Below are 23086 nucleotides of genomic sequence, written 5' to 3'. Positions count from 1 at the left end.
CGCTATTTTTCGGTCTGTCATGACGACGATAGCCCAATCCCGAAGCTTCTATGCCAAGCTGATGGCTGCCCAGGCGCATTCCGCCGATCCGCGTCTTGAAGAGGTGTTCGCGGCCGTGCCGCGCGAGGCGTTTCTCGGTCCCGGCCCATGGACGATCGTCGCCGGCAAAGGCGTTATCGAGACGCCGAGCGCCGACCCGCGCTTCATCTACCAGAACGTGCTGGTGGTGCTCGATGCCGACAAGGGCATCAACAATGGCGAGCCGTTCCTGCACGCCATGTGGATCGGGAAACTCGCGCCCAGGCCCGGCGAGGCTGTCACTCACATCGGCGCCGGCACCGGCTACTACACCGCTTTGCTGGCCAGGTTGGTTTCACCTGGTGGCACCGTTGCCGCCTTCGAACTGGACGCCGATCTTGCCTCGCGGGCAAAGGCAAACCTTGCGGCCTACGAGAATGTCACTGTCATTCCTGGCGATGCCGTCACATCGGACTTGCCGCCATCGGATGCCATCTATGTCAATGCCGGCGTCGCGGCACCTCCACCCGGCTGGCTCAAGGCGCTGAAGCCGGACGGCCGCATGATCTTCCCGTGGCGCCCGGCCGAGCGCGTTCCCCTGGCCGTTCTGGTGACCCGCACCGAAAAAGGTTTTGCCTGCGACCCTTTCATGCGCTCCTGGTTCATCCCTTGCTCCGGCGCGTCGATTGCAAGCCCCGCGGCAAAAATCCCGACGCGCGACCAGGCCGCGCGCAGCCGCTCGATCTGGCTGACGGCGGACAAGTTGCCGGACCGCACCGCCACCGCGATCTTTGAGCATGTCTGGTTTTCGTCACGCAGCCTCGATGCGCGGCCTCGGGGCTGACGAACCGAAATTCGGCAGGGCCTGTCGGACGGCCAGCCAGTCATCCGTCCTTGGACTGAAGTCCGGCCCTGACGGCATGGATCGAAACAGGAGGAGCATCCCATGAGAAAGATCATAGCGGCGACATTCGTCAGCCTCGACGGCGTCATGCAAGCGCCGGGCGGCCCGGAGGAGGATCCCGTCGGCGGCTTCAAGTTCGGCGGCTGGACGTTCCACTATTTTGACGAAGTGGCGGGCGCGGCGATGGATGAACTATTCTCCAAGCCCTTCGCCCTCTTGCTCGGCCGCAGAACCTACGACATATTCGCCGCGTACTGGCCGTATCAGAAAGATCCGATCGCGGATGCCTTCAACCCTGCGAACAAATATGTGGCGACGCATCGTCCGGATTCGCTCACCTGGCAGAACACGCAATCGCTTGGGCCTGATATCGTCCCGGCGTTGCGCCGCCTCAAACAGGAAGATGGACCTGACCTGCTCATCCAGGGATCGGCCAATCTGATCCAGACCTTGCTCGCCAACGGGCTGATCGACGAGATTCGGCTGATGATCTTCCCGCTGTTGCTGGGCAAGGGCAAGCGGCTGTTCGGCGATGACGCGATGCCGGCTGCCTTCAAGCTGACCCGCTCGCAGACTTCCAGCACCGGCGTCATCATGGCGATCTACGAGCGCGCCGGCGAAATCAAGACCGGTTCCTTTGTCACGGGGGAGCCATCCGACGCCGAGCTCGAGCGGCGCAGGACCTGGAAGTAAACGCTTCTTTTCCTCTCCTCCACGTTCGTGGAGGAGAGGAACCAGGTTCTGAGAAGTCCCTCAAGCCGCCTGCGGCCGGCGCGCCAGCCCGTCGCGTATGTGCCGTGCGAACGCTTGCGCCGCCGGGCCGACGCCGTGCCTCGGCAGATGCAGGTTGATCGAGAAATTCGGCAGCGGCGGCAGGCCGGATTCGGACGGCAATATGTCGAGATCGGCCGGCACCGTGGAGGCCAGCCAGGTTGTGACGGCCAGATCGGAACGCACCGTTGCGGTCGTCGCGTCAATATTGCCGTTCTCGAACACGGTGCGCCATTCCAGCCCATGCTCGTGGAGCGCCGAAAGCACCACCGGCCGGAAGGCGCAGCTGTCGGCGACCATCGAGACCGGCAGGGGGCGCTTGGCGCGCGCGAGACCGCCCTTGGCGCCGACCCACACCAGCCGATCGATGGCGAGGCACTCGCCATCCGACGCCCCCACCCGTTCCTCGATGACCGCCAGGTCGATGGTGCCGGCCGCGAGCGCCGCGGCCAGTTCCGGCGAGGAGGCGCAGACCAGCGATATCTCGACCTGCGGATAGGTTTGCGCATAGGCCTTCAGCACCGGCGCCAGCGTCGTGCCGACGAGGTCGTAAGGCACGCCGAACCGCACCTGGCCGGCCACGGCATTGGCAGCCATTTCGGCCCAGATCTCGTCGTTGAGGCTGAGCAGCCGCTTTGCCTTGCCGAACAGCCGCTCGCCGGCAGAGGTCAGCCGCAAGCCGCGCCGGTCGCGCTCGAACAGGCTGCGGCCGAGCGCCTCCTCCAGCCGCCGGACTTGCTGGCTGACGGCGCCTTGCGTCAGGTGCAGCGCATTGGCCGCCGCCGTCATGCTGGCCTTGTCGGCGACGGTGACAAAGGTGCGCATGAGCGTCGTATCGAGGTTGCGGATCATGTCCTGCATTATAGATGCTAATGCTTGTCATCGTAAACATTGCATTTACTGATATGCGGCTGCATCTAACATGAGGCCTCCGACAGAGGACGCCGCATGCTCCAACCCGTCATCCCGCTGATCCTGTTCGCCCTGGTGGCGACCAGCACGCCCGGCATCGCCACCACCTTGTCAACGGCGTCGGGCGCGCAGTTCGGCTTTCGCCGCTCCATCCCGCTGGTGGTTGGCAGCGCGGCCGGCCTGGCCACAGTCACCGGGGCGGCGGCCGCCGGACTGGCCGGCCTGCTTCTCGCCATGCCGTCCTTGCAGCTTGCCATGAAGATCGCCGGCTCGCTCTACCTCGTCTGGCTGGCGCTCAAGATTGGCCGTGCGGGGGCGCCCAAGCTCGATGTGACGATGATCAAACCGAACAGTTTTCTCGGCGGTGCCGGCATTCAGTGGCTGAACCCCAAGGGCTGGGCGATGGGGCTTGGAGCCGCGGCATCCTTCGCCGCACTCGCCGACGGGCCGGCGCGGCTGGCCCTGCTGCTCGGCTCCACCTTCGGCCTCACCGCCGCCTTCTCGCTGTCGCTATGGTGTGTGGCCGGCATGCTGCTCGCCCGGCTGCTGAAGACCGAGCAGCAATGGCGCGCGCTCAATATCCTGCTCGGCCTGGTGCTGGCGGCATCGATCATTCCGATGTGGCGGCAGGCGTAAGATGGGCCTGCAGAACCTGGGTTCCTCGCCCCCGCAAGGCGAGGCGAGGAACCCGAATCCTGTCAAGCCGCGTAGCGTGCGGCTGGCTTGTCGGCGTGCAGGCTGCCGTAGAAGGTCTGCCGGGCGCCAAGGAAGGCGTCCAGCTTGGCCGTATCGGCAAGCGCGGGCACGGTGACGGCTTCGCCCCTGGCCAGGCCGACAAGGGCAGCATCGACCATATCGTCGGCGGTCATGATGATTTCCTTCGGAAGCTGGTCGATATCGCTTCCCGCGACTTCCCAGAAATCGGTCCGGGTCGCCCCCGGCAGCACCACCTGCGCCTGGACGTCGGTGCCGGCAACCTCGCGCTGCAGGGCTTCGGTGAAGTTGACGACATAGGCCTTGGTGCCGCTGTAGATGCCGCCGAACGAGGTGTCAAAGGCCAGCACCGAGGCGATGTTGACGATAGCGCCGCGGTTGCGCGCGAGAAATCCCGGCAGCACAGCACGCGTCAACCGCGTCAGGGCGATCACATTGACCTTGATCATGCGTTCAGCCGCATCGGCGTCCGCCGTCGCAACCACCTGCGCACCACCAAGCCCGGCATTGTTGACCAACAGCGTGACGCTGTCATCCGTCGACACCGTCCGCTCCACCCGCCGCACATCATCGTCGTTGGCCAGATCGGCACTAATCACGCTGACCTTGCGGCTGTAGGCATAGCGCAGCCTTTCAGCCAATTCCTCGAGCCGGTCCGCGCGGCGCGCCACCAGCACCAGGTCATAGCCCTGCCCCGCCAGCCGGTCGGCATAGACAGCGCCGATGCCGGAGGAAGCGCCGGTGATGACGGCCGTGCCCTTATTCTCATTCTTGCTCATTGTCCTGTTCCTTTTTGCGCTCTGCGCTCTAGTCGGCTTCGACGGATGCGCCGGCTGCCGAGCTTCTCGATCGTCAATTGGTGGCATATGCCACCTTTGGCGAAGTAGGTATATGCCACTATCTTGTCAACGGCGGTCGCGAAAACTATTTCTGGCGGCAGGCTGGCACAGGCTTTGCCGGCGAGGAGTTGACATGACCGACCTTCAGCAGCCGGGATTCAGCCGATGCAACAATGCCACCTTGCGGCGCACCGCGCGCAGGCTCGGCCGCTTCTACGACGACGCGCTTGCGCCTTCTGGGTTGAAAGGCACGCAATTTGGCCTGCTCTTTCAGATCAGTGCCAGCAGCGAACCGGCGATGGGGACCGTTGCCGAGGCGCTGATCATGGATCTCTCGGCGCTCGGCCATACGCTGAAGCCGCTGGTCCGCGACGGCTATGTCGAAACCTTCCCCGACAAGGACGATCGCCGCGTCAAGCGCGTCCGGCTGACGCCGCACGGCCAGGCCAAGCTCGAAGAGGCGATCAGGCTGTGGAGTGTCGCCCAGCAGCGCTTCGAGGAGATGATCGGCGCGGAGCAAGCCGCGAAGCTGCGTGCGACGCTGGATGATGTGGCCTCTCTGGACCTCGAAACGCCGGCGGCCGCTCCCTCCAGTTGAAGCGGCCGCGTAAGAACCAGTGACGAAAAGCTCGGCGCCCTCTACTCCGCCGGCATGGCGACCGGCCGCGCCAGCATCCGGCCGGCCAGCACGATGCCGAGCCCGATGACCGGGAAGACGGCCGCGATGAGGCCGAGATCGGCCGGCCCGCCATAGCGCAGCACGGCGCCGCCAACCACCGCGCCGAGCGCCACGCCGAGATAGAGCGCGGAGGCGTTGAGCGACAGCACGATCGGGGCAGCGTCCGGGGCGAGCTTGATGATGCGGCTCGCCTGCGCCGGCGGGAAGGCCCAACCGACGATGCCCCATGGCACCATCATGCCCATCAGCGCCGGCCCGGCGAGATGATGTGGCAGGAAGGCCGGGATCAGCGAGAAGGTGACAAGCATGGCAGCGCTCAGCGCCAGCGACCAGCCGACGGTGCGCGTGGCGCCAAACCGGTCCGCGGCCTGGCCGCCGGCGATGTTGCCGATGACGGCGCCGACACCGAAGGCGAGCAGCATGCCGGGCAGCGCTATCGGGGAGAGCCCGCTGGCTTCGATGGCCAGCGGCGCGATAAAGCTGAAGACGGTGAAGGCGCCGATGAGGGCAAGCGTGGTCGTGACCAGGATCGGCATCACGCCGGGACGCATTGCCGCCGCCAGCCGGCGCTTCAGCGGCAGCTTGGTGCCGATGATGCCGCGCGGCAGCCGGTACCAGAGGATGGCGCCGGCGAGCGCGCCGAGGCCTGCGATGGCATAGAACGTTCCGCGCCAGCCGGCGATCGCCGCGACCAGCGCACCGAGCGGGGCGCCCACCGCCACCGCCACCGTGGTACCGCCGACGACGACGGCAATGGCGCGGGCCCGGTGATGGTCATCGACCAGCGCCACCGCCGTGCCTTGCGCGGTCGCCGCGAACAGGCCAGACGACAGCGCCATGATGATGCGCGCGGCGAGCAGCACTTCGAAGGAGGAGCTCAAGGCCGCGGCAACGTTGCCAATGACGAAGAACACCAGCGTCCACAGGATGACGCGGCGCCGGTCCCATTCGCCGGTCAGCGTCGCCAGGATCGGCGTGCCGACCGCATAGGCGAGCGCGAAGGCGGTGATCAGCGTGCCGGCGAGCGGAACGGAGATGCCGGCATCCCTGGCGATGTCGGGCAGAAGGCTGGAGATGACGAAGCCTTCGGTCGAGATCGCAAACGATCCGAGCGCAAGCCAGAAAATCCGCTTGTCCATGGCGATGTGTCCTTAGTTCAAAAGTTATTGAACAATTGGACATAGCCCGGCAGGATGTCAATGAAGCCAGGGAAAAATAGCACAACCATCCTGACAGCCCTGTGTCAGCACGGTCGTGAAAGGGAGAGCGGGGTGCACGGCAGACGCGGAGCGGGTGCGTTGAAATCGGCCGGAACTGTGCTTAGGTTGCAGCCATGAGCCTGCCACATCCCAATACGGACCAGATCAGCCTGCCGATCGTGCTCGCCGTGCTCGGCGACCCGACGCGGCTGGCGATCGTGCGTTATCTCGCCAGCAAGGAAGGCGTGCCGCTGAACTGCAGCAAATTCCTCGATCTCGCCTCGAAGACCAATCTGAGCTACCACCTGGCAAAGCTGCGCGAGGCCGGCGTGACTCGCGCAGAAGTGGCCGGCACCAACCGCATGATCACGCTGCGCCGCGCCGATCTCGATGCCCGCTTCCCCGGCCTGCTCGACAGCATTATTGCCGCCGCAGGCGACGATCCGGCGCTGCCGGCGGTCGGCGGCCATGATATCGAAGTGACGGCCTGACTCGCGGGATCTGGGTTCTCGCCCCCACGGAAGTGGGGAGAGGAAACGCTGCCTCACAACCGGAGCTCCCCATGCGCATCGCTGTCCTCGCCGATATCCATGGCAATGTGCTGGCGCTTGACGCCGTGCTCGCCGACCTCGAGCGGCGCGGCGGCGCGGATATCACGGTCAATCTCGGCGACAGCGTTTCGGGTCCGCTCTGGCCGCGCGAGACGTTTGCGCGGCTGGAAGCGCTGGACCTGCGGACCGTGCGCGGCAATCATGACCGCCGCGTCGCCGCCGATCCGGCCGATGAGACCATGTGGGCCTCCGACATCTACGCGCGGGAACGGCTGACCGGGGCGCAGCGCGAGGTGCTGTTCGCCCAGCCTCTGACGCTGGAGATCGCGCCCGGCGTGATCGCTTTCCATGCCAGGCCCGATCATGACGAGAAATACCTGCTCGATGCGATCACCGATGGCCGGCTGGTGCGTGCGCCGCTGGCGGCGATCCGGCGGCGGTTGAAGGCGCTCGATCCGGCCTGCCGCCTGGCCCTGTGCGGCCATAGCCACCGGGCCGAACTGATCCGCTTGCCCGGCGGTCCGGTGATCTTCAACCCGGGCAGCGTCGGCTGTCCCGCCTATGAAGACTCGACGCGGCCGGCGCATTCCTCCGAGCAGGGCGCGCCGCATGCGCGCTACGGCATCGTCACTTCAGGCGAGCCCGGCCGGCCCGACCGTTTCGAGGCCATCGCCGTCGACTATGATCACGAGGCGGCCGCCGGCCAGGCCGAACAGGCGGGACGGCCCGAATGGGCCCATGCGCTGCGAACCGGCTTCATGCCCGGCTGAATGCTTTTTGCATTCATGCCGCCAGGCTGAATGCTCTTTGCATTCCCGGCTGAATGCTCTTCGCATTCATGCCGCCAGGCTGCTCGCTCCCCCGCTCCTCCGATCATCGCCTTGACGCAGCTCCGTCCCTGCCGGAACAAAATCTCGCTTCTGGACATGGCGCAGCGTCGTCGCCTATAAAATCGGCTTCGCGTGTGGCGGCGTTTTCGTATCTGGCGGTGCCTTTGGTAATGCAATCTATCGGCCACGGCGAAGCGATGAAGCGCCGGTCTACGTTCCGAACGACGCTCTTCGCGCTGATCGCCGCTCCTGTGCTTCTGACGGTGGCCCATGCCGAGGATGGGCCGTTCATCTCCATCGTAACCGGCCTCGCCCCCGACGATCTCCTCAACGTCCGCGCCCAGCCATCGCCGATCGGCAAGACCGAGGCGCGTCTGGCCAATGGCGCCAGCGTGAACAATCTCGGCTGCATCGACGTAGACGGCCGGCAATGGTGCAAGGTCGAGGCCGAGAACCCGAAAATCAGCGGCTGGACGCCTGCCCGCTACCTGAACCCCGTCAATCCGGCTTCGCCGCCCGATCCGGATCAGGCGGATGCGGCCGCTGCCGCGACCAACAATGCAGGCCAGGCGCTCGGCGCCGCCAACCCCGCGGCCGCTCAGCCGCCCGACCTGACGGCGCGGCTAGGCGGAGCCGACAATGCGGCTGCCCCCGCAACCACGCCGAAATCCGCCGCGGTGATCGCCATGCAGGATGCTTACGGCCTGGCGCTGGTGGCGAATGAACCGCGCACTGGGGAGAATCCGGCACAGGCGGAGGCCACCGCCGGAGGCGCCGCCATTGAAATTCCCTGCGCGCGCAATGTTGGCCAGCCGATGACCCTTTGCGCGGCAAGCGTCGAGCACAAGGGCAGCGACAAGGCCGACGTCACCGTGACCTGGCCCGACGGCGGCAGCCGCGTCATCTCCTTCTACGGCGGACTGCCCGCAGGTTCCGACGGCGACAGCGATTTCCGCTTCACCCGCGAAGGCAGCCTCAGCATGATCCGCGTCGGCGTCTCCGAACGATTCGAGATTACGGACGCGGTGGCGTTTGGGCATTAGTTGGAAGGCAGTAGGGCAGTAGGGCAGTAAGGCAATATGTGAAGTGCCTGGAGTGACTGCCCTACTGCCCTACTGCCCTACTGCCCTACTGCCCTACTGCCCTACTGCCCTACTGCCCTACTGCCCTCATTTTCGGGGTTACATCCGGCAAAACTCTTCCCTATAAGGCCCTCCTAGCCTGATACCAGAATCGCAAGCACAACCGGCCGGGTCTCCCGTCCCGGTTTTTCGTGCAAGCCGCTCGCCGAACGGAATTCATAAAGATGCCAAGACGCACCGACATCAAGTCGATCCTGATCATCGGGGCCGGCCCCATCGTCATCGGCCAGGCCTGCGAGTTCGACTATTCCGGCACCCAGGCCTGCAAGGCGCTGAAGGAAGAGGGTTTCCGCGTCATCCTGGTCAATTCCAACCCGGCCACCATCATGACCGACCCGGAACTGGCCGACGCCACCTATATCGAGCCGATCACCCCCGAAGTCGTGGCCAAGATCATCGCCAAGGAGCGGCCCGACGCGCTGCTGCCGACCATGGGCGGCCAGACCGCGCTCAACACCGCTCTCTCGCTGCGCCGCATGGGCGTGCTGGAGCGCTACAATGTCGAGATGATCGGCGCCGACGCCACGGCCATCGACAAGGCCGAGGACCGGGCGCTGTTCCGCGAGGCGATGAAGAAGATCGGCCTGGAAACGCCGAAGTCGATGCTGGCCAACGCCACCGACGTCAAGAACGCCGACCGCAAGACGCATGAGGCCGAGCGCGCGGCACTGAAGGCCGAAAAGCCCGACAACCTCGACGCCGCGCTCGACGCGCTGGAGACAAGCTGGAACCTCGGCGAAGGCGACCGCAAGCAGCGCTACATCAGCCATGCCATGGCGATCGCCGCCCAGGCGCTCGACCATGTCGGCCTGCCCGCCATCATCCGCCCCTCCTTCACCATGGGCGGCACCGGCGGCGGCATCGCCTACAACAGGGCCGAATTCTTCGACATCGTTCAGTCCGGCCTCGACGCCTCGCCGACCACCGAAGTGCTGATCGAGGAGAGCGTGCTCGGCTGGAAGGAATACGAGATGGAGGTCGTCCGCGACAGAGCGGACAATTGCATCATCGTCTGCTCGATCGAGAACATCGATCCGATGGGCGTGCACACGGGCGATTCGATCACCGTCGCGCCGGCGCTGACCTTGACCGACAAGGAATACCAGATGATGCGCAACGCCTCGATCGCGGTGCTGCGCGAGATCGGCGTCGAGACCGGCGGTTCCAACGTGCAGTTCGCCGTCAACCCGGCCGATGGCCGGTTGGTGGTGATCGAAATGAACCCGCGCGTCTCCCGCTCCTCGGCGCTGGCCTCCAAGGCGACCGGTTTCCCCATCGCCAAGATCGCCGCCAAGCTTGCCGTCGGCTACACGCTGGACGAGCTCGAGAACGATATCACCGGCGGCGCCACGCCCGCCTCGTTCGAACCGAGCATCGATTACGTGGTGACGAAAATCCCGCGCTTTGCCTTCGAAAAATTTCCCGGCGCCGAGCCGGTGCTGACCACCGCCATGAAGTCCGTCGGCGAAGTCATGGCCATCGGCCGCACCTTCCAGGAATCCCTGCAGAAGGCCCTGCGTGGCCTGGAGACCGGCCTCACCGGCCTCGACGAGATCGAGATCCCCGGCCTCGGTTCCGCCAACAGCGCCGACGACCGCAATGCGATCCGCGCCGCCTTGGGCACCCCAACGCCCGACCGGCTGCGCATGGTGGCACAGGCGATCCGCATGGGCACCTCGCTGGAAGACGTGCACGCCATGTGCAAGATCGATCCGTGGTTCCTCGAGCAGATCGCCGGCATCCTGGCCATGGAAGCCCGCATCCGCGAGCATGGCCTGCCTGAGGATGCCGCCAATCTGCGCATGCTGAAGGCCATGGGTTTTTCGGACGCCCGCCTCGCCTCATTGACAAAGAGCGACGTGGAAGTCGTTCAGAAGATTCGTGAAAAGCTGGACGTTCATCCGGTTTATAAGCGCATCGACACCTGCGCGGCCGAGTTCGCCTCGCCCACCGCCTACATGTACTCCACTTATGAAGTGCCCTTCGCCGGCGCGCTCGCCAACGAGGCGCAGGTCTCGTCACGCAAGAAGGTGGTCATCCTCGGCGGCGGGCCGAACCGCATCGGCCAGGGCATCGAGTTCGACTATTGCTGCTGCCATGCGGCCTTCGCACTGCGCGACGCCGGCTATGAAGCGATCATGATCAACTGCAACCCCGAGACCGTCTCGACCGACTACGACACGTCGGACCGGCTCTACTTCGATCCGCTGACGGCGGAGGACGTGCTGGAGATCCTGCGCGCCGAACAGGCCTCGGGCGAGCTGGTCGGCGTCATCGTCCAGTTCGGCGGCCAGACGCCGCTGAAGCTCGCCGACGCGCTGGAGAAGGCTGGGATCCCGATCCTCGGCACCTCGCCCGACATGATCGACCTGGCGGAGGACCGCGACCGCTTCCAGAAGCTGCTGCACAAGCTCAACCTCAGCCAGCCGAAGAACGGCATCGCCTATTCGGTCGAGCAGGCCCGCCTCGTCGCCGGCGAGCTCGGCTTCCCGCTGGTGGTGCGCCCCTCCTATGTGCTTGGCGGCCGCGCCATGCAGATCATCCATGACGAGGGCATGCTGCAATCCTATTTGCTCGACACCGTGCCCGGCCTGGTGCCGGAGGACATCAAGCAGAAATACCCCAACGACAAGACCGGCCAGATCAACACGCTGCTGGGCAAGAACCCGCTTTTGTTCGACACCTATCTCTCGGGCGCCATCGAGGTCGATGTCGACTGCCTCTGCGACGGCAAGGCAACCTTCGTGTCGGGCATATTGGAGCACATCGAGGAGGCCGGCATCCATTCCGGCGACTCGGCCTGCTCGCTCCCCGTTCACTCGCTGCCCTCGGAGCTGGTCGACGAGTTGGAGCGCCAGACGGCGGCCCTTGCCCGCGCGCTCAATGTCGGCGGGTTGATGAACGTGCAGTACGCGATCAAGGACGGCACGGTCTATGTGCTGGAGGTCAACCCGCGCGCATCGCGCACGGTGCCCTTCGTCGCCAAGACCATCGGCCGCCCCATCGCCAAGATCGCCGCCCGCATCATGGCCGGCGAGAGCCTGGAAGACGCCTTCGCCCATTATGGCGCCATGCCCGACCCCAGGAACCCTGGCCACATCGCGGTCAAGGAAGCCGTCTTCCCCTTCGCCCGTTTCCCCGGCGTCGACATCCTGCTCGGCCCGGAAATGCGCTCGACGGGCGAGGTCATGGGCCTCGACCGCGACTTCGCCCTCGCCTTCGCCAAGAGCCAGCTGGGGGCCGGCGTCGACCTGCCGCGCTCCGGCACGCTGTTCGTCTCGGTGCGCGACGAGGACAAGAAGGGCATATTGCCCGCGGTCAAGCGCCTCGCCGGCCTCGGCTTCAAGGTGATGGCCACCTCAGGCACCGCCCGCTTCCTCGCCGAAAACGGCGTCGTCGCCGAAAAGATAAACAAGGTGCTCGAAGGCCGCCCCCACATCGAGGACGCCATCCGCAACCGCCAGGTCCAGATCGTCTTCAACACGACGGACGGGCAGAAGGCGGTATCGGACTCCAAGTCGCTGCGCAGGGCAACGCTGATGCAGAAGGTGCCGTATTATACGACGCTGTCGGGTGCCGCCGCGGTGGCGGAAGCGATTGCGGCGTTGAAGGCGGGGAGCCTGGAGGTGCGGCCGCTGCAGGAGTATTTTGCTTGAGGGAGCGCTCTAGTCAAGGCTTCGTGGCTTGTATCGACACAAGTTGTTTGTCACGCCACGTGTTGTTTTTGCCTATGTAGAACGAGCCTCTCTAAGCTTGGCGTACTCTTTCAGACCAAGGTGAACCTTAAAATTCTTTGCACCGCTGTCCCAACCCGAATGTTGGTCAATATACTGGAACACCCAACCCGACCCTCCATATCCGCTTCGAGTAGGGTAAGCAATAACTGAAAACCGATACAGTAAGCTTAACGCCTCCTCAGTGTTTATTTTGTTTCCTCTACTCGTTCTCGCTTTATATTCACGTTCAAAATCATTCTTTTCGAAAGTGATTGTACTTATTGCTGAGCACGCCTGCAGCGCCTCTCCCCAATGCTGCCAGTGCGGCCTTATTTCATCGTCAAGCTCAGCTTTGAGATAGGAGGAATAATCCTCTCTGGAGCCAACTATGTCCTTATTGCTTAGCAAAATTGGCTCCACACCTCGCTTCTTCGCCTCCTTAAGCGCACCATTCAAAAATCGGATAACATCTCTGGGGCGCAAAAATGTACGACTCAAAATGTGATTCCACTTCGGCTGAGAGCCGCGCATCAACTCCGGTTCAATTATTTTGTCCCAACTAGCCGAAGGGCCAAGCTTAGCCCTGATACGCGTCTCAATTAGATCAAGTAGGGTTCCTGAATTCCACTCAAGTATATGTGTTAAAGTCTGACTAATCTTATTTTTGTCGGAAAAATTTAGCTCTTCCCAAATGTCCGAGCGAAGATACACGACAGGATTAATAGGCTTTCCTGACTTCTCGCTTTCTCTTTTAATTTCACGGGCCGCTATAATGAGGCCAATAATCATACGCTCTCTGCTGTCATCAAGTACCGTAATACCTTGATCCAATTCGTCAAAATGCAGGCTTAAACTCTCTGCTTTTGACCATGACAATGCATCGCGAACGGCATCCATTATCGCCGAGGTCAAGGCGTTCAATTCCAAACCGAACTGATGGTCGCTTGAATTCCGTTCAAGATCAACGCCGCCTAACTGATTGCCCATAACCGACGGCATGAAGGAAATCTTGTTCAATTTAAGTCTCTTAGGCCTTAGTATGTCTTCCAATTTTGGGCTTGAGCCGCCATAATTTTCCTTCAGAAAATTATCTAAACTACCTACTAGACCGCTCTGCCAAGCACCCTCTTGCTTCAAGACTAGAGAGGCCAATTCGACGGCTATTAGATAGCGCCAAGACGAGACGTAAGCCTCAATATCGGAAGCTCCGCCGTCGATGCGTTGAGCGTGTACATTCCAAGGATATCCTCGCAAGCTCAAAGCCTTTGAAGTTGACCCTCCAGTTTCCGTAAAATGCCGAACAATCGCTGTTTTTCCGGTTCCTTTTCTCCCCAGAACCAAAAATGATTCGTTCTTTCTGATACTCTCAACGGCATTCGTGGATAGGAAATATTCCAGAACTGGGTCGTCTTCCGCAGCGACATCACCAAAGGTATCAAATTCTCGCAACGATATCGTGGGGCTTTGCATAAATTCTATCCGACTTTGAATTCAGGAGACTAACGTAATTTGTTTGTCAGAAATCGCAAGGCTCGCTCCGGTAGACAAAACAATTCTCCCAACTATTTCTTACCTCACCCCACCGCCACACACTCAATCTCGATGTCAAACTCCATCGGCCAAGAAGCCACCGGCACAAAGCTCCGCGCCGGCGGGTTGGTCGAGAAATACCTGGCATAGACCCGGTTGATCGCGTTGTAGAAGCCGGAATTGACGGCGTAGATGCGCACCATCACGACATTGTCCAGCGAGGTGCCGGCCGCTTCCAGGCAGTGTTTCAGCGCCTTCAGCGACGCCTCGGTCTGCACCTCGATGTCGCCCCGCACCATCTCGCCGGTCACCATGTCCACCGGCGGTGTCGCCGAGATGAACACGAAGCCGTTGGCCTTGACCGCCGTCGAACAGGGCAGGCCGAGCGCCCGCACCTTGTCCGACATGACCGGCACTTCGATGATTTCTTTCTTCATGGCGACGCTCCCTGGGTTTGGGGGAGCTTATAGTGCCGGCCGGGGAACGCCAGCGCCGACCCGCAGTCCAGAGCCGGAACTCGTCCCTCGCCTGCGAAATCTCGTAGGGCGCTCCCCCTGGCGCCGACGCGTTGTCCAGCGCTTCACCCCTGCCCCGGATAGGGCGTGCCATCCTTGTGCAGGAAGCGTCCATCCGAACTCGGGCTCATCATGTCGATGTCGGAGCAGGTGATGACATCGTCCGGGTTGCGCGAGCCGACCTCGAGATAGAGCGCCGGCGTGGACGAGCGGTTGATCAAATGGTGGCCATTGCCGCTGTTCTTGGCGAAGGTGGCGCAGTCGCCGGCGCTCAGCAGCGTCTCGCCGCCATCTTCGACCAACGTCAACTCGCCCTCCAGCACATAGACGAACTCGTCCTCGTGGCTGTGCCAATGGCGCTGGCTGGACCACCCGCCGGGCGGCAATGTCATCAGGTTGACGCCGAAATCGGTCAGTCCGCCGGCATCGCCAAGCCGGCGGCGCGTGCGGCCGGCGCAAGGGCCATCGAAGGGCGCGGGATAGCCCGAGCCCTTGCGGACGGGCAGCGATGCGAGGTCGAGTTTGGGCATGGGTGCTCTCAGGGTGGTGGTGCGGCACTGTAGTCCCAGGTAAGCATGGGAAGAACCCCTGTTGCGAGGATGTGAGTCGTCGCGTTCCACGGCGCCCCCCTCTGTCCTGCCGGACATCTCCCCCACGAGGGGGGAGATCGGCAGCTTCAGCCCCGGCGCTCTTTCTTCCAGCGCTGAAGACTAGCGAAAGCATTCGCGACAGCCAATCTCTCCACCTGTGGGGGAGATGTCCGGCAGGACAGAGGGGGGCGCCGTAGAGTGCTATCGTCTGCGGTTCAGCTCCCTCTCGACCGCCCTCACCCCTGATGCGCGGCCCCCAGTTCCTTCACGTGCTTCTCGTGCATCTTCAGCGTCGGCAGCGTCTTCTTGGCGAATTCCTTCATCGCCGGATCATCGCCCGATTGGGCGTAGGTGCTGAAGAGCGCGACGGCGTCCTTGTGGGCGGCTGTCTGCATCATGATGTATTTGGTGTCGAAGTCCTTGCCGCTGGCGGCCTTGAGTTCGTCGAGCTGGCCCTGTTCTTTCGGCTGAAGCGCCGGGCCGGCCGGCTTGGTCGAGGCGGTGGTCTGGCCCTGCGCGAGTGCCGCCTTGAAGTCCTCGCCGGCCTTGGTGTGATCCTTGATCATCTGTTTGGCGAAGGCCTTGACGTCGGCCGACGCCGATTTCTGCTCGGCGAGCTTGCTCGACTGGATCTCGAACTCGTTGGCGCCGGGCACCGTCTTGATGAAGGTCTGCGTGTCGACCTTGCTGTCGGCCGCCAACGGCGTCGTTTGGGCGGTGGATTGGGCAAGCGCGGCGGGCGCGGCGGCGAGCAAGGCCGCGGCGGTCATGGTCAGAAGCGTTTTCATCTGCAATCTCCGATCGGAATGGTTCCCTCGGGATTCCAACGCCGCAGATGCACGGAAGTTGCGCCGGGCGCCTTGCCGTCAATGGCAGCATGCCTCGCCATATTGCAGCTGCTCGTGCCAGTTCGGCCGGCCCTCCGGGGTGAAATCCATCAGGTTCCACAGGATCTCGCAGGTGCCGATGGCGCGCGGGTCCTGGCCGGGTTCGGGCGGCGCGAAGCCCAGCTCTGACGACCAGAAATGCCTGATGCCGTCAGCGTCGCGGTTGAACACCGACAAAAGCGGGATCTGCGCGCGGTCTGCATCCTCGGCATTGTAGTCGCGCTTGAAGCTGTTGTTGGCCGACGACACCAGCCGCATGTTCTTCCAGCCACGGTCGCGGCCGAGCGTGACGAGGTTTTCGAGCGCGGTTTTCGCCACCACGGCGAAGTTGAACCCGGCCGCCTGGAGATGGCCGACGGCGCCGTCGAACTGGTCGAGCAGCGCCGTGCAGGACGGGCATGGCTGGTCCGGCCGTGCCAGCTTCGCCGTGCCGCCCGTCATTGCCACGTCGCGCGTCTCCTGCGGATGGCGCGGAAACATCATCTGGTAGAGGATCAGCGTGTCCTTGCCGGGTGCGAACAGTTCCGACAGCTTTATCTCAGCCGCCCTGCCCTCGGCATCCAGCCCATCGAACACGTAATCCTGTGGCACCAGCCCGCCCGGCGGCAACGCGCGGCGCGCCACGGCCACATCCTCCATGGCGCGGCGCAGCGCGATTTCCTTCTTCAGCAGCTTTTCGCGGGCGGCGCGGTATCTGGCGGATTCGTTGGGGAAGGTGATCATGATCGGCTCCTTGGGTCACAGCGCCGGCGTCCCGGCGCGGTTGCTCTAAGACCTAAGGACGCGCCGCTGCGGCCGGTTCCGACAATTTTCCCCTCACCCCTTCACGCCGCCGGCGGTGAGGCCCGAAACGATCTTGCGCTGGAAGATCAGCACCAGCACCACCAGCGGCACGGTGACGATCACCGATGCGGCCATGATGTTGCCCCATGGAATCTCGAACTGCGAATTGCCCGACAGCAGCGCGATCGCCACCGGCACGGTCCGCTGCGCGTTGTTGGAGGTGAATGTCAGCGCAAACAGGAACTCGTTCCACGCGCTGATGAACGCCAAAAGCCCGGTGGTCGCCAGCGCCGGCCACATCAACGGCAGGAAGATGCGCGTGATGATGATCCACGGCGTCGCGCCGTCAAGGATCGCCGCCTCCTCGACCTCGACCGGCAGGTCGCGCACGAAGGCGGTCAGCACCCAGACGGTGAACGGCAAGGTGAAGATCATGTAGGAGAAGATCAGCGCGACAAGCGAATTGTAGAGGCCGAACATCCGCACCAGTTCGAACAGCCCGGCCAGCACCGCCACCTGCGGAAACATCGACACCGACAGGATGGTAAGCATCAGCGCCGAGCGGCCGCGGAAGCGCACGCGCGCCAGCGCGTAAGCCGCAGTGACACCGAGCAACAGCGAGAGCGCAACGACCGCGCCGGAGACCACCAGCGAGTTGATGAGATTGCGCACGAAAGCGCCTTCTGTCAGCACATTCCTGTAATTTCCGAGGCTGAACGTCTTCGGCCAGAGGTCGGCCTGGAACAGTTCGGTCCCCGATTTCAGGCTGGTGACGATGGCGTAATAGAAGGGGAATACCGCGACCAGCACGATGACCGCGACCAGCAGGTAGAAAGCCGTCCGCTTCAGGATCCACATCTCAGCGGCCCCCCTCGAGGCTGATCCGGCCGATCCGGATATAGGCCATGGTGAGAAGGGCAAGAATGAGGAACAGCAGCGTCGAGGCGGCCGAGCCGTAGGCGAATTTGTCGAACTCGAACAGGTTCTCGCGGGTGAACACCGACATCGACTTGGTGTGCACATTGTTGGGCGTCAGCACATAGATGAGGTCGAAGATGCGCAGCGCGTCGAGCGCGCGGAAGATCACCGCCACCATCACCGCAGGCCGGATCAGCGGCAAGGTCACCCGCCAGAATATCTGCCACGGATTGGCGCCGTCGAGCCTGGCGACCTCGATGATCTCGCGCGGCAGCATCTGCAGCGCGGCAAGGATGAGCAGCGCCATGAACGGCGTCGTCTTCCAGATGTCGACGACCAGCACGGCCGCCATCGCCGTGTCGGCGTTGGCCGTCCAGGCGATCTTGGTGTCGATCAGGCCGAGATTGAGCAGAACCACATTGATGATGCCGAACTGGTCGTTGAGCATCCACTGCCACATCTTGGCCGAGACGATGGTCGGGATCGCCCAGGGGATGAGGATCGCCGCCCTGACGATGCCGCGGCCCGGGAATTCGGCATTGAGCACCAGCGCGACGACGATGCCGAGGATCGTCTCGCAAGTCACCGAAATCACCGCGAAGCGCACCGTGTTCCAGACGGCGCTCCACCAGATCGGATCGGCCAGCACACCATCATAGAGCACCCGGCCGCTCGGCATGCGCAGCACCGAGAAGTAATTGGCGAAACCTGCCCACTGGCGGGCGTCGAGATCGGCCAGCGAAGCGTCGGTGAAACTGAAATAGACCGTGCGGGCGAGCGGCCAGCCGGCAGCGGCGGCGAGCACCAGGAGCATCGGCGCCAGGAACAGCCAGGCCGAACGCACGCGCTGGCGCATCAGCCGCGAGCGCGGGCGGTGGGTCGCCACGGCTTCAGGCCTCGGCTCCGCTTCTGTCATCCCTCGCGCCGGGCGGGACATGGAGGCGCGTTGTGGCGTCACCAGCCACGCCCCTTCAGCCTGGTCAGCATGGCTTCGAGGTCGGCCAGATTGTCGCCCGCGGTGCCATCGCCCGACAGCGTCTTGTGGACGGCGTTCCAGAATTGGCTCGACGCCTCGTTGTACTTGATCCTGGCCGCGGCCGAGGGACGCGGCACCGCATTGAGGAAGATCTGCTTCCAGCGCGGAACGATCGGCTGTTGTCTGGCGATGTCGGTATCGTCATAGAGCGCCTGGATGGTCGGCAGGCTGGAGTTCCTCAGCGCGCGGTATTTCTGCATCGCGGGCGAGGCGATGAATTTGACGAGCCCGATCGCAGCGTCCGGGTGCTTGGAATATTTGGACACGGCAAGATTCCAGCCACCCAGCACCGCCGCCGGACGCGCGCCTTCGCCGGTGCCGGCCGGCAGCGGCGCTACGTCGAACTTGCCCTTGATCGGCGAGCCTTCGGAATTGCCTAGTGCATAGGCGTAGGGCCAGTTGCGCATGAAGACCGCATTGCCGGTCTGCCACACGCCGCGCGATTCCTCTTCCTGATAGGCCAGCACGCCGGGTGGCGCGATGGTTCCGACCCAGCCTTTGGCCGTGTCGAGCGCTGCCGCCGCTTTTGGATTGTTGATCGAGATGGTGCCGTCCGGCTCGATGATCTGGCCGCCGCCGTTCGACATCACCCATTCCAGCGCGTCGCAGGTCAGCCCCTCATAGGCATTGCCCTGGAAGACGAAGCCCCAGATGTCCTTGTTGCCGGCAGCCCGTTCCTTGTCCATGACCAGCCTGGCGGTGTCGGCCAGCTCCTTCCAGGTGGCAGGCACCTTGGCGCCGTATTTGTCGAGCAGGTCCTTGCGGTAGTAGAGCGCCGGCGCATCGGTGAAGATCGGCAGCGCCACCAGCCTGCCGTTGACGGTCTGCGACTGGATGATCGAGGGGAAATGGGCGCCGACGACATCCTTGGTCGCCGCGGTCAGGTCGACGAGCTGGCTGGCGAGCTGCGGCGCCCAGATCACATCGGTCTGGTAGACGTCGATATCGCTATTGCCGGCGGCAAGCCACAGCCTGTACTGGCCGAACTGGTCGGTCCCGGATGCCGGCATGACGACGATGCTGACCTTGTTGCCGCTGTCCTTCTCATAGCGGTCGAGGATTTCACGCAGCACCTTGATGCCGATTCCTGTGTCGCCCGATACGATCGACAATTCGACGGCTCGCGCAGGCACAGCCGCAATCATCGCGGCAGCGACCAACGTGGCAAATGCGTGAAAGAGCCTCATGGCGGCGGAGGATCTCCTTTCGGAACGGCGACGCAAGCCTTCGAGGCTCCGGAAGCTCGTCGGACCCCTCCACCATTCTTTGAATGCGGAGCGGCGCTCTGGGTTCCCGAGCGATGCCCGCGAGCGGCGGTGGGCCGGGCCGCGGCTTCAGCCTTCCCAGGCGACAGGGCTCATCCCAAGCCGCTGATAGAGCCTGACAGCGGCGGCGTTTTCCACCGTGTTGGTCTTGAGGTCGACATGGTCTGCGCCGCGTTCGCGAAAGACGGCGAAGGCGTGCCACATCAGCGCCTCGCCGATGCCCCTGCCGCGCGCCTGCGGATGCACGGCGAGATCCCTGACGAAGGCGCTCGTCCAGCACAGCGCCGCCGCCACCAGCAGGCCCTTGGCGTCGATGACGAGGAAACAGAGCGCAGAATCGAATTCGGGGTCGCCTGAGATGCGTGGCCACCATTCGTCGAACGGGCCGTCGGCGCCATCGTCGAACACTTCGGTCAGCAGCGCATGCAAGGCCGGCGCATCGCCGGGCTCGAGGGTGCGCATGACAAAGCCATCCGACCAGTGCGCGGGAACCAGCGTCTCGTCGAGGATCTTGCGCAGCCGGATGTCGTTCGGAGCCGGCGGGCGCGGTTCGGGCATTTCGCTCAGGCGTCGGGCAGCAGGCGGCGCCGCTTGCGGTCGACGCCGAGGCCGGTCGCCTCGAGCAGGCCCTTGCGCTTGGCGTCGAAATAGTAGCCGGTCTGGTAGAGCCAGTCGGCGCGCTTGGCGTTGCCGTCCGACACCAGCCAGGCGCCACGCAGGTATTTGACGGCGTATTTCAGGTTGGTTTCGGCATCGAACAGGCCCCTGGCCGGTCCGTCATAGCCCATGCCGCGCGCCGTCGCGTGCTTGATCTGCATCAGCCCCCAATGGCCGTTGTTGTAGGCTTTGGGATTGAAGGTGCTTTCGCGGTTGACGACATGGCGCACAAGGTCGACCGGCACCTGATAAAACGCGGCGTATTTTACGATCAGCCGGTCGATATCGCCGCGCACGCCGGTCGCATGCTCTTCCTGCACCGGAGCGGCAGGAAACTGGACGAGGGCAGCCGGATTCTGCGGCACAACATAGGCCGCCTGCTGCACGCCGGGCATGGCTTTCTGATCGTTCCTGGCGATCGCCGGCACGATGAGCCCGGCGGTGGCGTAGGTGGCTGCCGCCTTGATTGGTGCGCCGGCGCCAGCCGGCGGCGGCGCCTGCCAGGCATTGGCGGTCATCACCGCCGGCACGGCCGGTGCGGTTGGGGTCGCTCCGGCAAAGGCCGCGGTTGCCGCGGCCGCCTGTGTGGTCGGGCCGGCGGGCAACTCAGCGGTTTGAACGGGCGTAATCCCCGACGGTTCCGGCAGCACCGAAACCGTCTCCGGCAACGGTATGGTGAAGCCGGCATCGGTGCCGGCGACGGTCGCTGTTTCGGTCAGGGAAGACGCGGATTTCATCTGCGATGTCGACGTGCAACCGCTGACGAAGGCCATGGCCGCGATCACGCCGAGCGCGATAAGGGTTTGTTTTGCTGGCAAGCCGCGTTCGGGTCCGGTTCGTCGGATGTTAAGAAATCCCTTACACCAGCGATTCCTGGCGAGCAATCGGGGCGCTCAGGTGGTTTTCGGGTGGCGAGACTCGGGCCGAAATGCCATATTGTTCCTGATATGTACCGGCATGAATGCCGGTTTCTGGCCATTTTGCGAAAGGAGCACGCCATGCAAACGCCGTCGCAGATCACAGCCGGCCACGCAGTGTTAGAAACAGTGATCGGCTTCATGGGGATTGCCTGGAGCGAAAAGGGCCTGATCCGGCTCTGCCTGCCCGAACGCAGCCGCGAGGCGGTCGAGCGGCGGCTGATGCGCCACGCCGGCGTTTCGGCCGCTACCGTGCAGCCGCCGTGGGTGGTCGAGCTGATCGCCTCGATCAAGGCCTATGCGGCGGGCGAGGATATCGATTTCTCCGGCGTGCCGGTCGATCTCGACGGCATCGACGATTTCCGCCTCGCCATCTATGGCGCGGCGCGAAAGCTAGCCTATGGCGAAACCACCACCTATGGAGAACTGGCCAAGCGCGCCGGCCATGCCGGCCTGCCGCGCGAAACCGGTGCCGCGCTTGGCGCCAATCCGGTGCCGCTGGTCATTCCCTGCCACCGTATCCTCGCGGCCGGCGGCAAGATCGGCGGCTTTTCGGCGCCCGGCGGTTCGACCACCAAGGAAAAGATGCTGGCCATGGAAGGCGTGCGCGTCGGCCCGCCGCCGCCCGCGCAGGTCTCGTTCGGATTTTGACGCGATAACAGCCGCGCCAGGCTATGGCCTAGTCGTTATGAAAAAACCGCCGGCGGAAACGCCGGTCGTTGTCCGGTCGCTTGCAATTGTAGACCGGGCAGGATTTCGTATCGGCGCTCGGCACATAGGCGCGTGTCCTCACCTCGCCCATGGTGCAGAATTGCTGGCTCTGCACATAGCGGTCGTAGAGTGGCAGTCCCGGTACCCGCCTCGACTGGTAACGCAGGATGACGGCGCCCTGCCGCGCGATCGTCGCCTGTACGCGGCCACACTCCATCCGCGTCGGATCGTAGCGCGAGATCGCCTGGGCCTTGGCGGCAACCAGCGTCAGGCATGCTGCCAGAACAACGGTCTTCATGGTCCTCTCCCCTGATGCGCGGCCCACGGACAGCGCCATCTGACGCAACGGTTTCACCGGATTGGGGCGGCCGTTGGGCGGTCCCTCGATCACGGCTTTCTCACGCAGTCTTGTATTTCGTGCGAAAGCAGCCTATATCAGCCCCATTGATATTTCGGCCGATCGATCCGGGCCTCGCGATCTTCGCGTTTGCTGACGTCTATCTCCAAAATCTCGATGCACACCGGCTGGACCTCGGTTCGGTCAAACCAAAGCAAATGTGAAGGACTATTTTTATGGCAACTGGAACGGTCAAGTGGTTCAACGCCACCAAGGGCTTCGGCTTCATCCAGCCTGACGCGGGCGGCGCGGACGTTTTCGTCCACATCTCCGCTGTCGAGCGCGCTGGACTGTCGACCCTGGTCGAAGGCCAGAAGATCAACTTCGAGATCGAGCAGGACCGCCGCACTGGCAAGTCGTCGGCTGGATCTCTGAGCAAGGCAGCCTGATTTTGAAAATGGCGCGCGCCGGGCGACAGCCCGGGGCACGCGGCAAGTCACGGATGTACTGACGGTCGCGCGAGAAGCGCGCCGGAGCGGAAAGACCCGACAAGCCGGATCAGCAGATAGCTGCCAGCCCGGACCGGACGCTCCCGATCAGGCTACCGAAATGGGAAGGCGGGCATTGTCCCGCCTTTTTATTTGCCTGGATTCCAGGCATGTAAA

The 23086-nt window shown here is 63.7% G+C and carries 24 protein-coding genes; 10 read left to right on the top strand and 14 right to left on the bottom strand.

Going from position 1 to position 23086, the window contains the following annotated elements; translation table 11 throughout:
* Positions 1-19 precede the first annotated feature (19 nt).
* Both FJ942_RS06630 and FJ942_RS06625 read left to right on the top strand, forming a co-directional pair.
* The gene (locus tag FJ942_RS06630) at positions 20-862 is read left to right on the top strand and encodes a protein-L-isoaspartate O-methyltransferase (protein WP_181169820.1); all 843 of its coding nucleotides are present in this window, start codon (positions 20-22) and stop codon (positions 860-862) included.
* A 102-nt stretch (positions 863-964) separates the two neighbouring features.
* Complete coding sequence (locus FJ942_RS06625; protein ID WP_140495927.1) at positions 965-1615, top strand: dihydrofolate reductase family protein; 651 nt, start codon at positions 965-967, stop codon at positions 1613-1615.
* A 60-nt stretch (positions 1616-1675) separates the two neighbouring features.
* Here the strand turns inward: FJ942_RS06625 and FJ942_RS06620 are convergent, their stop codons facing one another.
* Positions 1676-2554 (bottom strand): LysR substrate-binding domain-containing protein, encoded by an 879-nt coding sequence (locus tag FJ942_RS06620; RefSeq protein ID WP_281405509.1) that lies wholly within the window; start codon positions 2552-2554, stop codon positions 1676-1678.
* Positions 2555-2641: 87 nt separating this feature from the next.
* On the opposite strand from FJ942_RS06620, the gene FJ942_RS06615 reads away from it, so the two are divergent.
* A complete protein-coding gene (locus tag FJ942_RS06615) occupies positions 2642-3241 on the top strand; it encodes a LysE family translocator (RefSeq protein WP_140495928.1) in 600 nt (199 codons plus the stop codon).
* Between the two features lie 62 nt (positions 3242-3303).
* Here FJ942_RS06615 and FJ942_RS06610 read toward each other — a convergent pair whose 3' ends face one another.
* Complete coding sequence (locus FJ942_RS06610; protein ID WP_140897379.1) at positions 3304-4098, bottom strand: SDR family oxidoreductase; 795 nt, start codon at positions 4096-4098, stop codon at positions 3304-3306.
* Between the two features lie 193 nt (positions 4099-4291).
* On the opposite strand from FJ942_RS06610, the gene FJ942_RS06605 reads away from it, so the two are divergent.
* Positions 4292-4756, top strand: a complete 465-nt coding sequence (locus FJ942_RS06605) for a MarR family winged helix-turn-helix transcriptional regulator (RefSeq protein ID WP_140495930.1) — start codon at positions 4292-4294, stop codon at positions 4754-4756.
* Between the two features lie 41 nt (positions 4757-4797).
* Here the strand turns inward: FJ942_RS06605 and FJ942_RS06600 are convergent, their stop codons facing one another.
* Positions 4798-5976 (bottom strand): MFS transporter, encoded by a 1179-nt coding sequence (locus tag FJ942_RS06600; RefSeq protein WP_140897378.1) that lies wholly within the window; start codon positions 5974-5976, stop codon positions 4798-4800.
* Between the two features lie 194 nt (positions 5977-6170).
* Between FJ942_RS06600 and FJ942_RS06595 the strand changes: the two genes are divergently transcribed.
* The 4 genes from FJ942_RS06595 to carB all read left to right on the top strand — a co-directional run bounded on the left by FJ942_RS06595 (position 6171) and on the right by carB (position 12215).
* Positions 6171-6527, top strand: coding sequence for a helix-turn-helix transcriptional regulator (locus tag FJ942_RS06595; RefSeq protein ID WP_140495932.1), 357 nt, complete (start codon positions 6171-6173; stop codon positions 6525-6527).
* Between the two features lie 71 nt (positions 6528-6598).
* Positions 6599-7357: a metallophosphoesterase family protein gene (locus tag FJ942_RS06590; protein WP_140897377.1), complete on the top strand. Its 759-nt coding sequence runs from the start codon at positions 6599-6601 to the stop codon at positions 7355-7357.
* Positions 7358-7587: 230 nt separating this feature from the next.
* A complete protein-coding gene (locus FJ942_RS06585; protein WP_246679688.1) occupies positions 7588-8460 on the top strand; it encodes an SH3 domain-containing protein in 873 nt (290 codons plus the stop codon).
* A 263-nt stretch (positions 8461-8723) separates the two neighbouring features.
* A complete protein-coding gene (gene carB / locus FJ942_RS06580; protein ID WP_140686115.1) occupies positions 8724-12215 on the top strand; it encodes a carbamoyl-phosphate synthase large subunit in 3492 nt (1163 codons plus the stop codon).
* A gap of 72 nt (positions 12216-12287) precedes the next feature.
* On the opposite strand, the gene FJ942_RS06575 is transcribed toward carB, so the two are convergent.
* From FJ942_RS06575 to FJ942_RS06525, 10 genes are all read right to left on the bottom strand, one after another.
* Positions 12288-13745 (bottom strand): hypothetical protein, encoded by a 1458-nt coding sequence (locus FJ942_RS06575; RefSeq protein WP_140897376.1) that lies wholly within the window; start codon positions 13743-13745, stop codon positions 12288-12290.
* A gap of 104 nt (positions 13746-13849) precedes the next feature.
* Positions 13850-14242 (bottom strand): RidA family protein, encoded by a 393-nt coding sequence (locus FJ942_RS06570; protein ID WP_140495935.1) that lies wholly within the window; start codon positions 14240-14242, stop codon positions 13850-13852.
* 143 nt (positions 14243-14385) lie between these two features.
* A complete protein-coding gene (locus tag FJ942_RS06565) occupies positions 14386-14850 on the bottom strand; it encodes a cupin domain-containing protein (RefSeq protein WP_140897409.1) in 465 nt (154 codons plus the stop codon).
* Positions 14851-15146: 296 nt separating this feature from the next.
* Positions 15147-15698 carry a DUF4142 domain-containing protein gene (locus FJ942_RS06555; protein WP_140495937.1) on the bottom strand — a complete coding sequence of 184 codons (552 nt, stop codon included), beginning with the start codon at positions 15696-15698 and terminating at the stop codon, positions 15147-15149.
* A gap of 78 nt (positions 15699-15776) precedes the next feature.
* The gene (locus FJ942_RS06550) at positions 15777-16520 is read right to left on the bottom strand and encodes a DUF899 family protein (RefSeq protein ID WP_140524862.1); all 744 of its coding nucleotides are present in this window, start codon (positions 16518-16520) and stop codon (positions 15777-15779) included.
* Positions 16521-16613: 93 nt separating this feature from the next.
* Positions 16614-17438, bottom strand: coding sequence for a carbohydrate ABC transporter permease (locus FJ942_RS06545; protein ID WP_140524863.1), 825 nt, complete (start codon positions 17436-17438; stop codon positions 16614-16616).
* A 1-nt stretch (position 17439) separates the two neighbouring features.
* Complete coding sequence (locus tag FJ942_RS06540; protein ID WP_140524954.1) at positions 17440-18354, bottom strand: sugar ABC transporter permease; 915 nt, start codon at positions 18352-18354, stop codon at positions 17440-17442.
* Between the two features lie 98 nt (positions 18355-18452).
* Positions 18453-19721, bottom strand: a complete 1269-nt coding sequence (locus FJ942_RS06535; protein WP_140897375.1) for an ABC transporter substrate-binding protein — start codon at positions 19719-19721, stop codon at positions 18453-18455.
* A gap of 147 nt (positions 19722-19868) precedes the next feature.
* Positions 19869-20357: a GNAT family N-acetyltransferase gene (locus tag FJ942_RS06530; RefSeq protein WP_140516793.1), complete on the bottom strand. Its 489-nt coding sequence runs from the start codon at positions 20355-20357 to the stop codon at positions 19869-19871.
* Positions 20358-20362: 5 nt separating this feature from the next.
* Positions 20363-21274 carry a lytic transglycosylase domain-containing protein gene (locus tag FJ942_RS06525; RefSeq protein ID WP_140897374.1) on the bottom strand — a complete coding sequence of 304 codons (912 nt, stop codon included), beginning with the start codon at positions 21272-21274 and terminating at the stop codon, positions 20363-20365.
* Positions 21275-21454: 180 nt separating this feature from the next.
* On the opposite strand from FJ942_RS06525, the gene FJ942_RS06520 reads away from it, so the two are divergent.
* Positions 21455-22024: a methylated-DNA--[protein]-cysteine S-methyltransferase gene (locus FJ942_RS06520; RefSeq protein ID WP_140495944.1), complete on the top strand. Its 570-nt coding sequence runs from the start codon at positions 21455-21457 to the stop codon at positions 22022-22024.
* 28 nt (positions 22025-22052) lie between these two features.
* Here the strand turns inward: FJ942_RS06520 and FJ942_RS06515 are convergent, their stop codons facing one another.
* Entirely contained in the window at positions 22053-22382 is a 330-nt protein-coding gene (locus FJ942_RS06515) for a hypothetical protein (protein ID WP_140671223.1), read from the bottom strand.
* A gap of 275 nt (positions 22383-22657) precedes the next feature.
* Here FJ942_RS06515 and FJ942_RS06510 point away from each other — a divergent pair, with 275 nt between their 5' ends.
* Positions 22658-22870: a cold-shock protein gene (locus tag FJ942_RS06510; protein ID WP_010910991.1), complete on the top strand. Its 213-nt coding sequence runs from the start codon at positions 22658-22660 to the stop codon at positions 22868-22870.
* The last annotated feature ends 216 nt before the right edge of the window (positions 22871-23086 follow it).

The organism is Mesorhizobium sp. B2-4-2 (genome assembly GCF_006442845.1).
Classification (GTDB): domain Bacteria; phylum Pseudomonadota; class Alphaproteobacteria; order Rhizobiales; family Rhizobiaceae; genus Mesorhizobium.
This window is presented reverse-complemented; position numbering and strand designations above follow the sequence as displayed.

What these genes read in the sequence shown, in the direction of transcription:
- FJ942_RS06545 (WP_140524863.1), bottom strand. Translation starts at nt 17,438, where the DNA reads ATGTGGATCCTGAAGCGGACGGCTTTCTACCTGCTGGTCGCGGTCATC.
- FJ942_RS06510 (WP_010910991.1), top strand. Translation starts at nt 22,658, where the DNA reads ATGGCAACTGGAACGGTCAAGTGGTTCAACGCCACCAAGGGCTTCGGC.
- FJ942_RS06575 (WP_140897376.1), bottom strand. Translation starts at nt 13,745, where the DNA reads ATGCAAAGCCCCACGATATCGTTGCGAGAATTTGATACCTTTGGTGAT.
- FJ942_RS06540 (WP_140524954.1), bottom strand. Translation starts at nt 18,354, where the DNA reads ATGCGCCAGCGCGTGCGTTCGGCCTGGCTGTTCCTGGCGCCGATGCTC.
- FJ942_RS06610 (WP_140897379.1), bottom strand. Translation starts at nt 4,098, where the DNA reads ATGAGCAAGAATGAGAATAAGGGCACGGCCGTCATCACCGGCGCTTCC.
- FJ942_RS06605 (WP_140495930.1), top strand. Translation starts at nt 4,292, where the DNA reads ATGACCGACCTTCAGCAGCCGGGATTCAGCCGATGCAACAATGCCACC.
- FJ942_RS06535 (WP_140897375.1), bottom strand. Translation starts at nt 19,721, where the DNA reads ATGAGGCTCTTTCACGCATTTGCCACGTTGGTCGCTGCCGCGATGATT.
- FJ942_RS06515 (WP_140671223.1), bottom strand. Translation starts at nt 22,382, where the DNA reads ATGAAGACCGTTGTTCTGGCAGCATGCCTGACGCTGGTTGCCGCCAAG.
- FJ942_RS06615 (WP_140495928.1), top strand. Translation starts at nt 2,642, where the DNA reads ATGCTCCAACCCGTCATCCCGCTGATCCTGTTCGCCCTGGTGGCGACC.
- FJ942_RS06565 (WP_140897409.1), bottom strand. Translation starts at nt 14,850, where the DNA reads ATGCCCAAACTCGACCTCGCATCGCTGCCCGTCCGCAAGGGCTCGGGC.
- FJ942_RS06570 (WP_140495935.1), bottom strand. Translation starts at nt 14,242, where the DNA reads ATGAAGAAAGAAATCATCGAAGTGCCGGTCATGTCGGACAAGGTGCGG.
- FJ942_RS06520 (WP_140495944.1), top strand. Translation starts at nt 21,455, where the DNA reads ATGCAAACGCCGTCGCAGATCACAGCCGGCCACGCAGTGTTAGAAACA.
- FJ942_RS06585 (WP_246679688.1), top strand. Translation starts at nt 7,588, where the DNA reads ATGCAATCTATCGGCCACGGCGAAGCGATGAAGCGCCGGTCTACGTTC.
- FJ942_RS06550 (WP_140524862.1), bottom strand. Translation starts at nt 16,520, where the DNA reads ATGATCACCTTCCCCAACGAATCCGCCAGATACCGCGCCGCCCGCGAA.
- carB (WP_140686115.1), top strand. Translation starts at nt 8,724, where the DNA reads ATGCCAAGACGCACCGACATCAAGTCGATCCTGATCATCGGGGCCGGC.
- FJ942_RS06590 (WP_140897377.1), top strand. Translation starts at nt 6,599, where the DNA reads ATGCGCATCGCTGTCCTCGCCGATATCCATGGCAATGTGCTGGCGCTT.
- FJ942_RS06555 (WP_140495937.1), bottom strand. Translation starts at nt 15,698, where the DNA reads ATGAAAACGCTTCTGACCATGACCGCCGCGGCCTTGCTCGCCGCCGCG.
- FJ942_RS06600 (WP_140897378.1), bottom strand. Translation starts at nt 5,976, where the DNA reads ATGGACAAGCGGATTTTCTGGCTTGCGCTCGGATCGTTTGCGATCTCG.
- FJ942_RS06530 (WP_140516793.1), bottom strand. Translation starts at nt 20,357, where the DNA reads ATGCCCGAACCGCGCCCGCCGGCTCCGAACGACATCCGGCTGCGCAAG.
- FJ942_RS06625 (WP_140495927.1), top strand. Translation starts at nt 965, where the DNA reads ATGAGAAAGATCATAGCGGCGACATTCGTCAGCCTCGACGGCGTCATG.
- FJ942_RS06595 (WP_140495932.1), top strand. Translation starts at nt 6,171, where the DNA reads ATGAGCCTGCCACATCCCAATACGGACCAGATCAGCCTGCCGATCGTG.
- FJ942_RS06630 (WP_181169820.1), top strand. Translation starts at nt 20, where the DNA reads ATGACGACGATAGCCCAATCCCGAAGCTTCTATGCCAAGCTGATGGCT.
- FJ942_RS06620 (WP_281405509.1), bottom strand. Translation starts at nt 2,554, where the DNA reads ATGCAGGACATGATCCGCAACCTCGATACGACGCTCATGCGCACCTTT.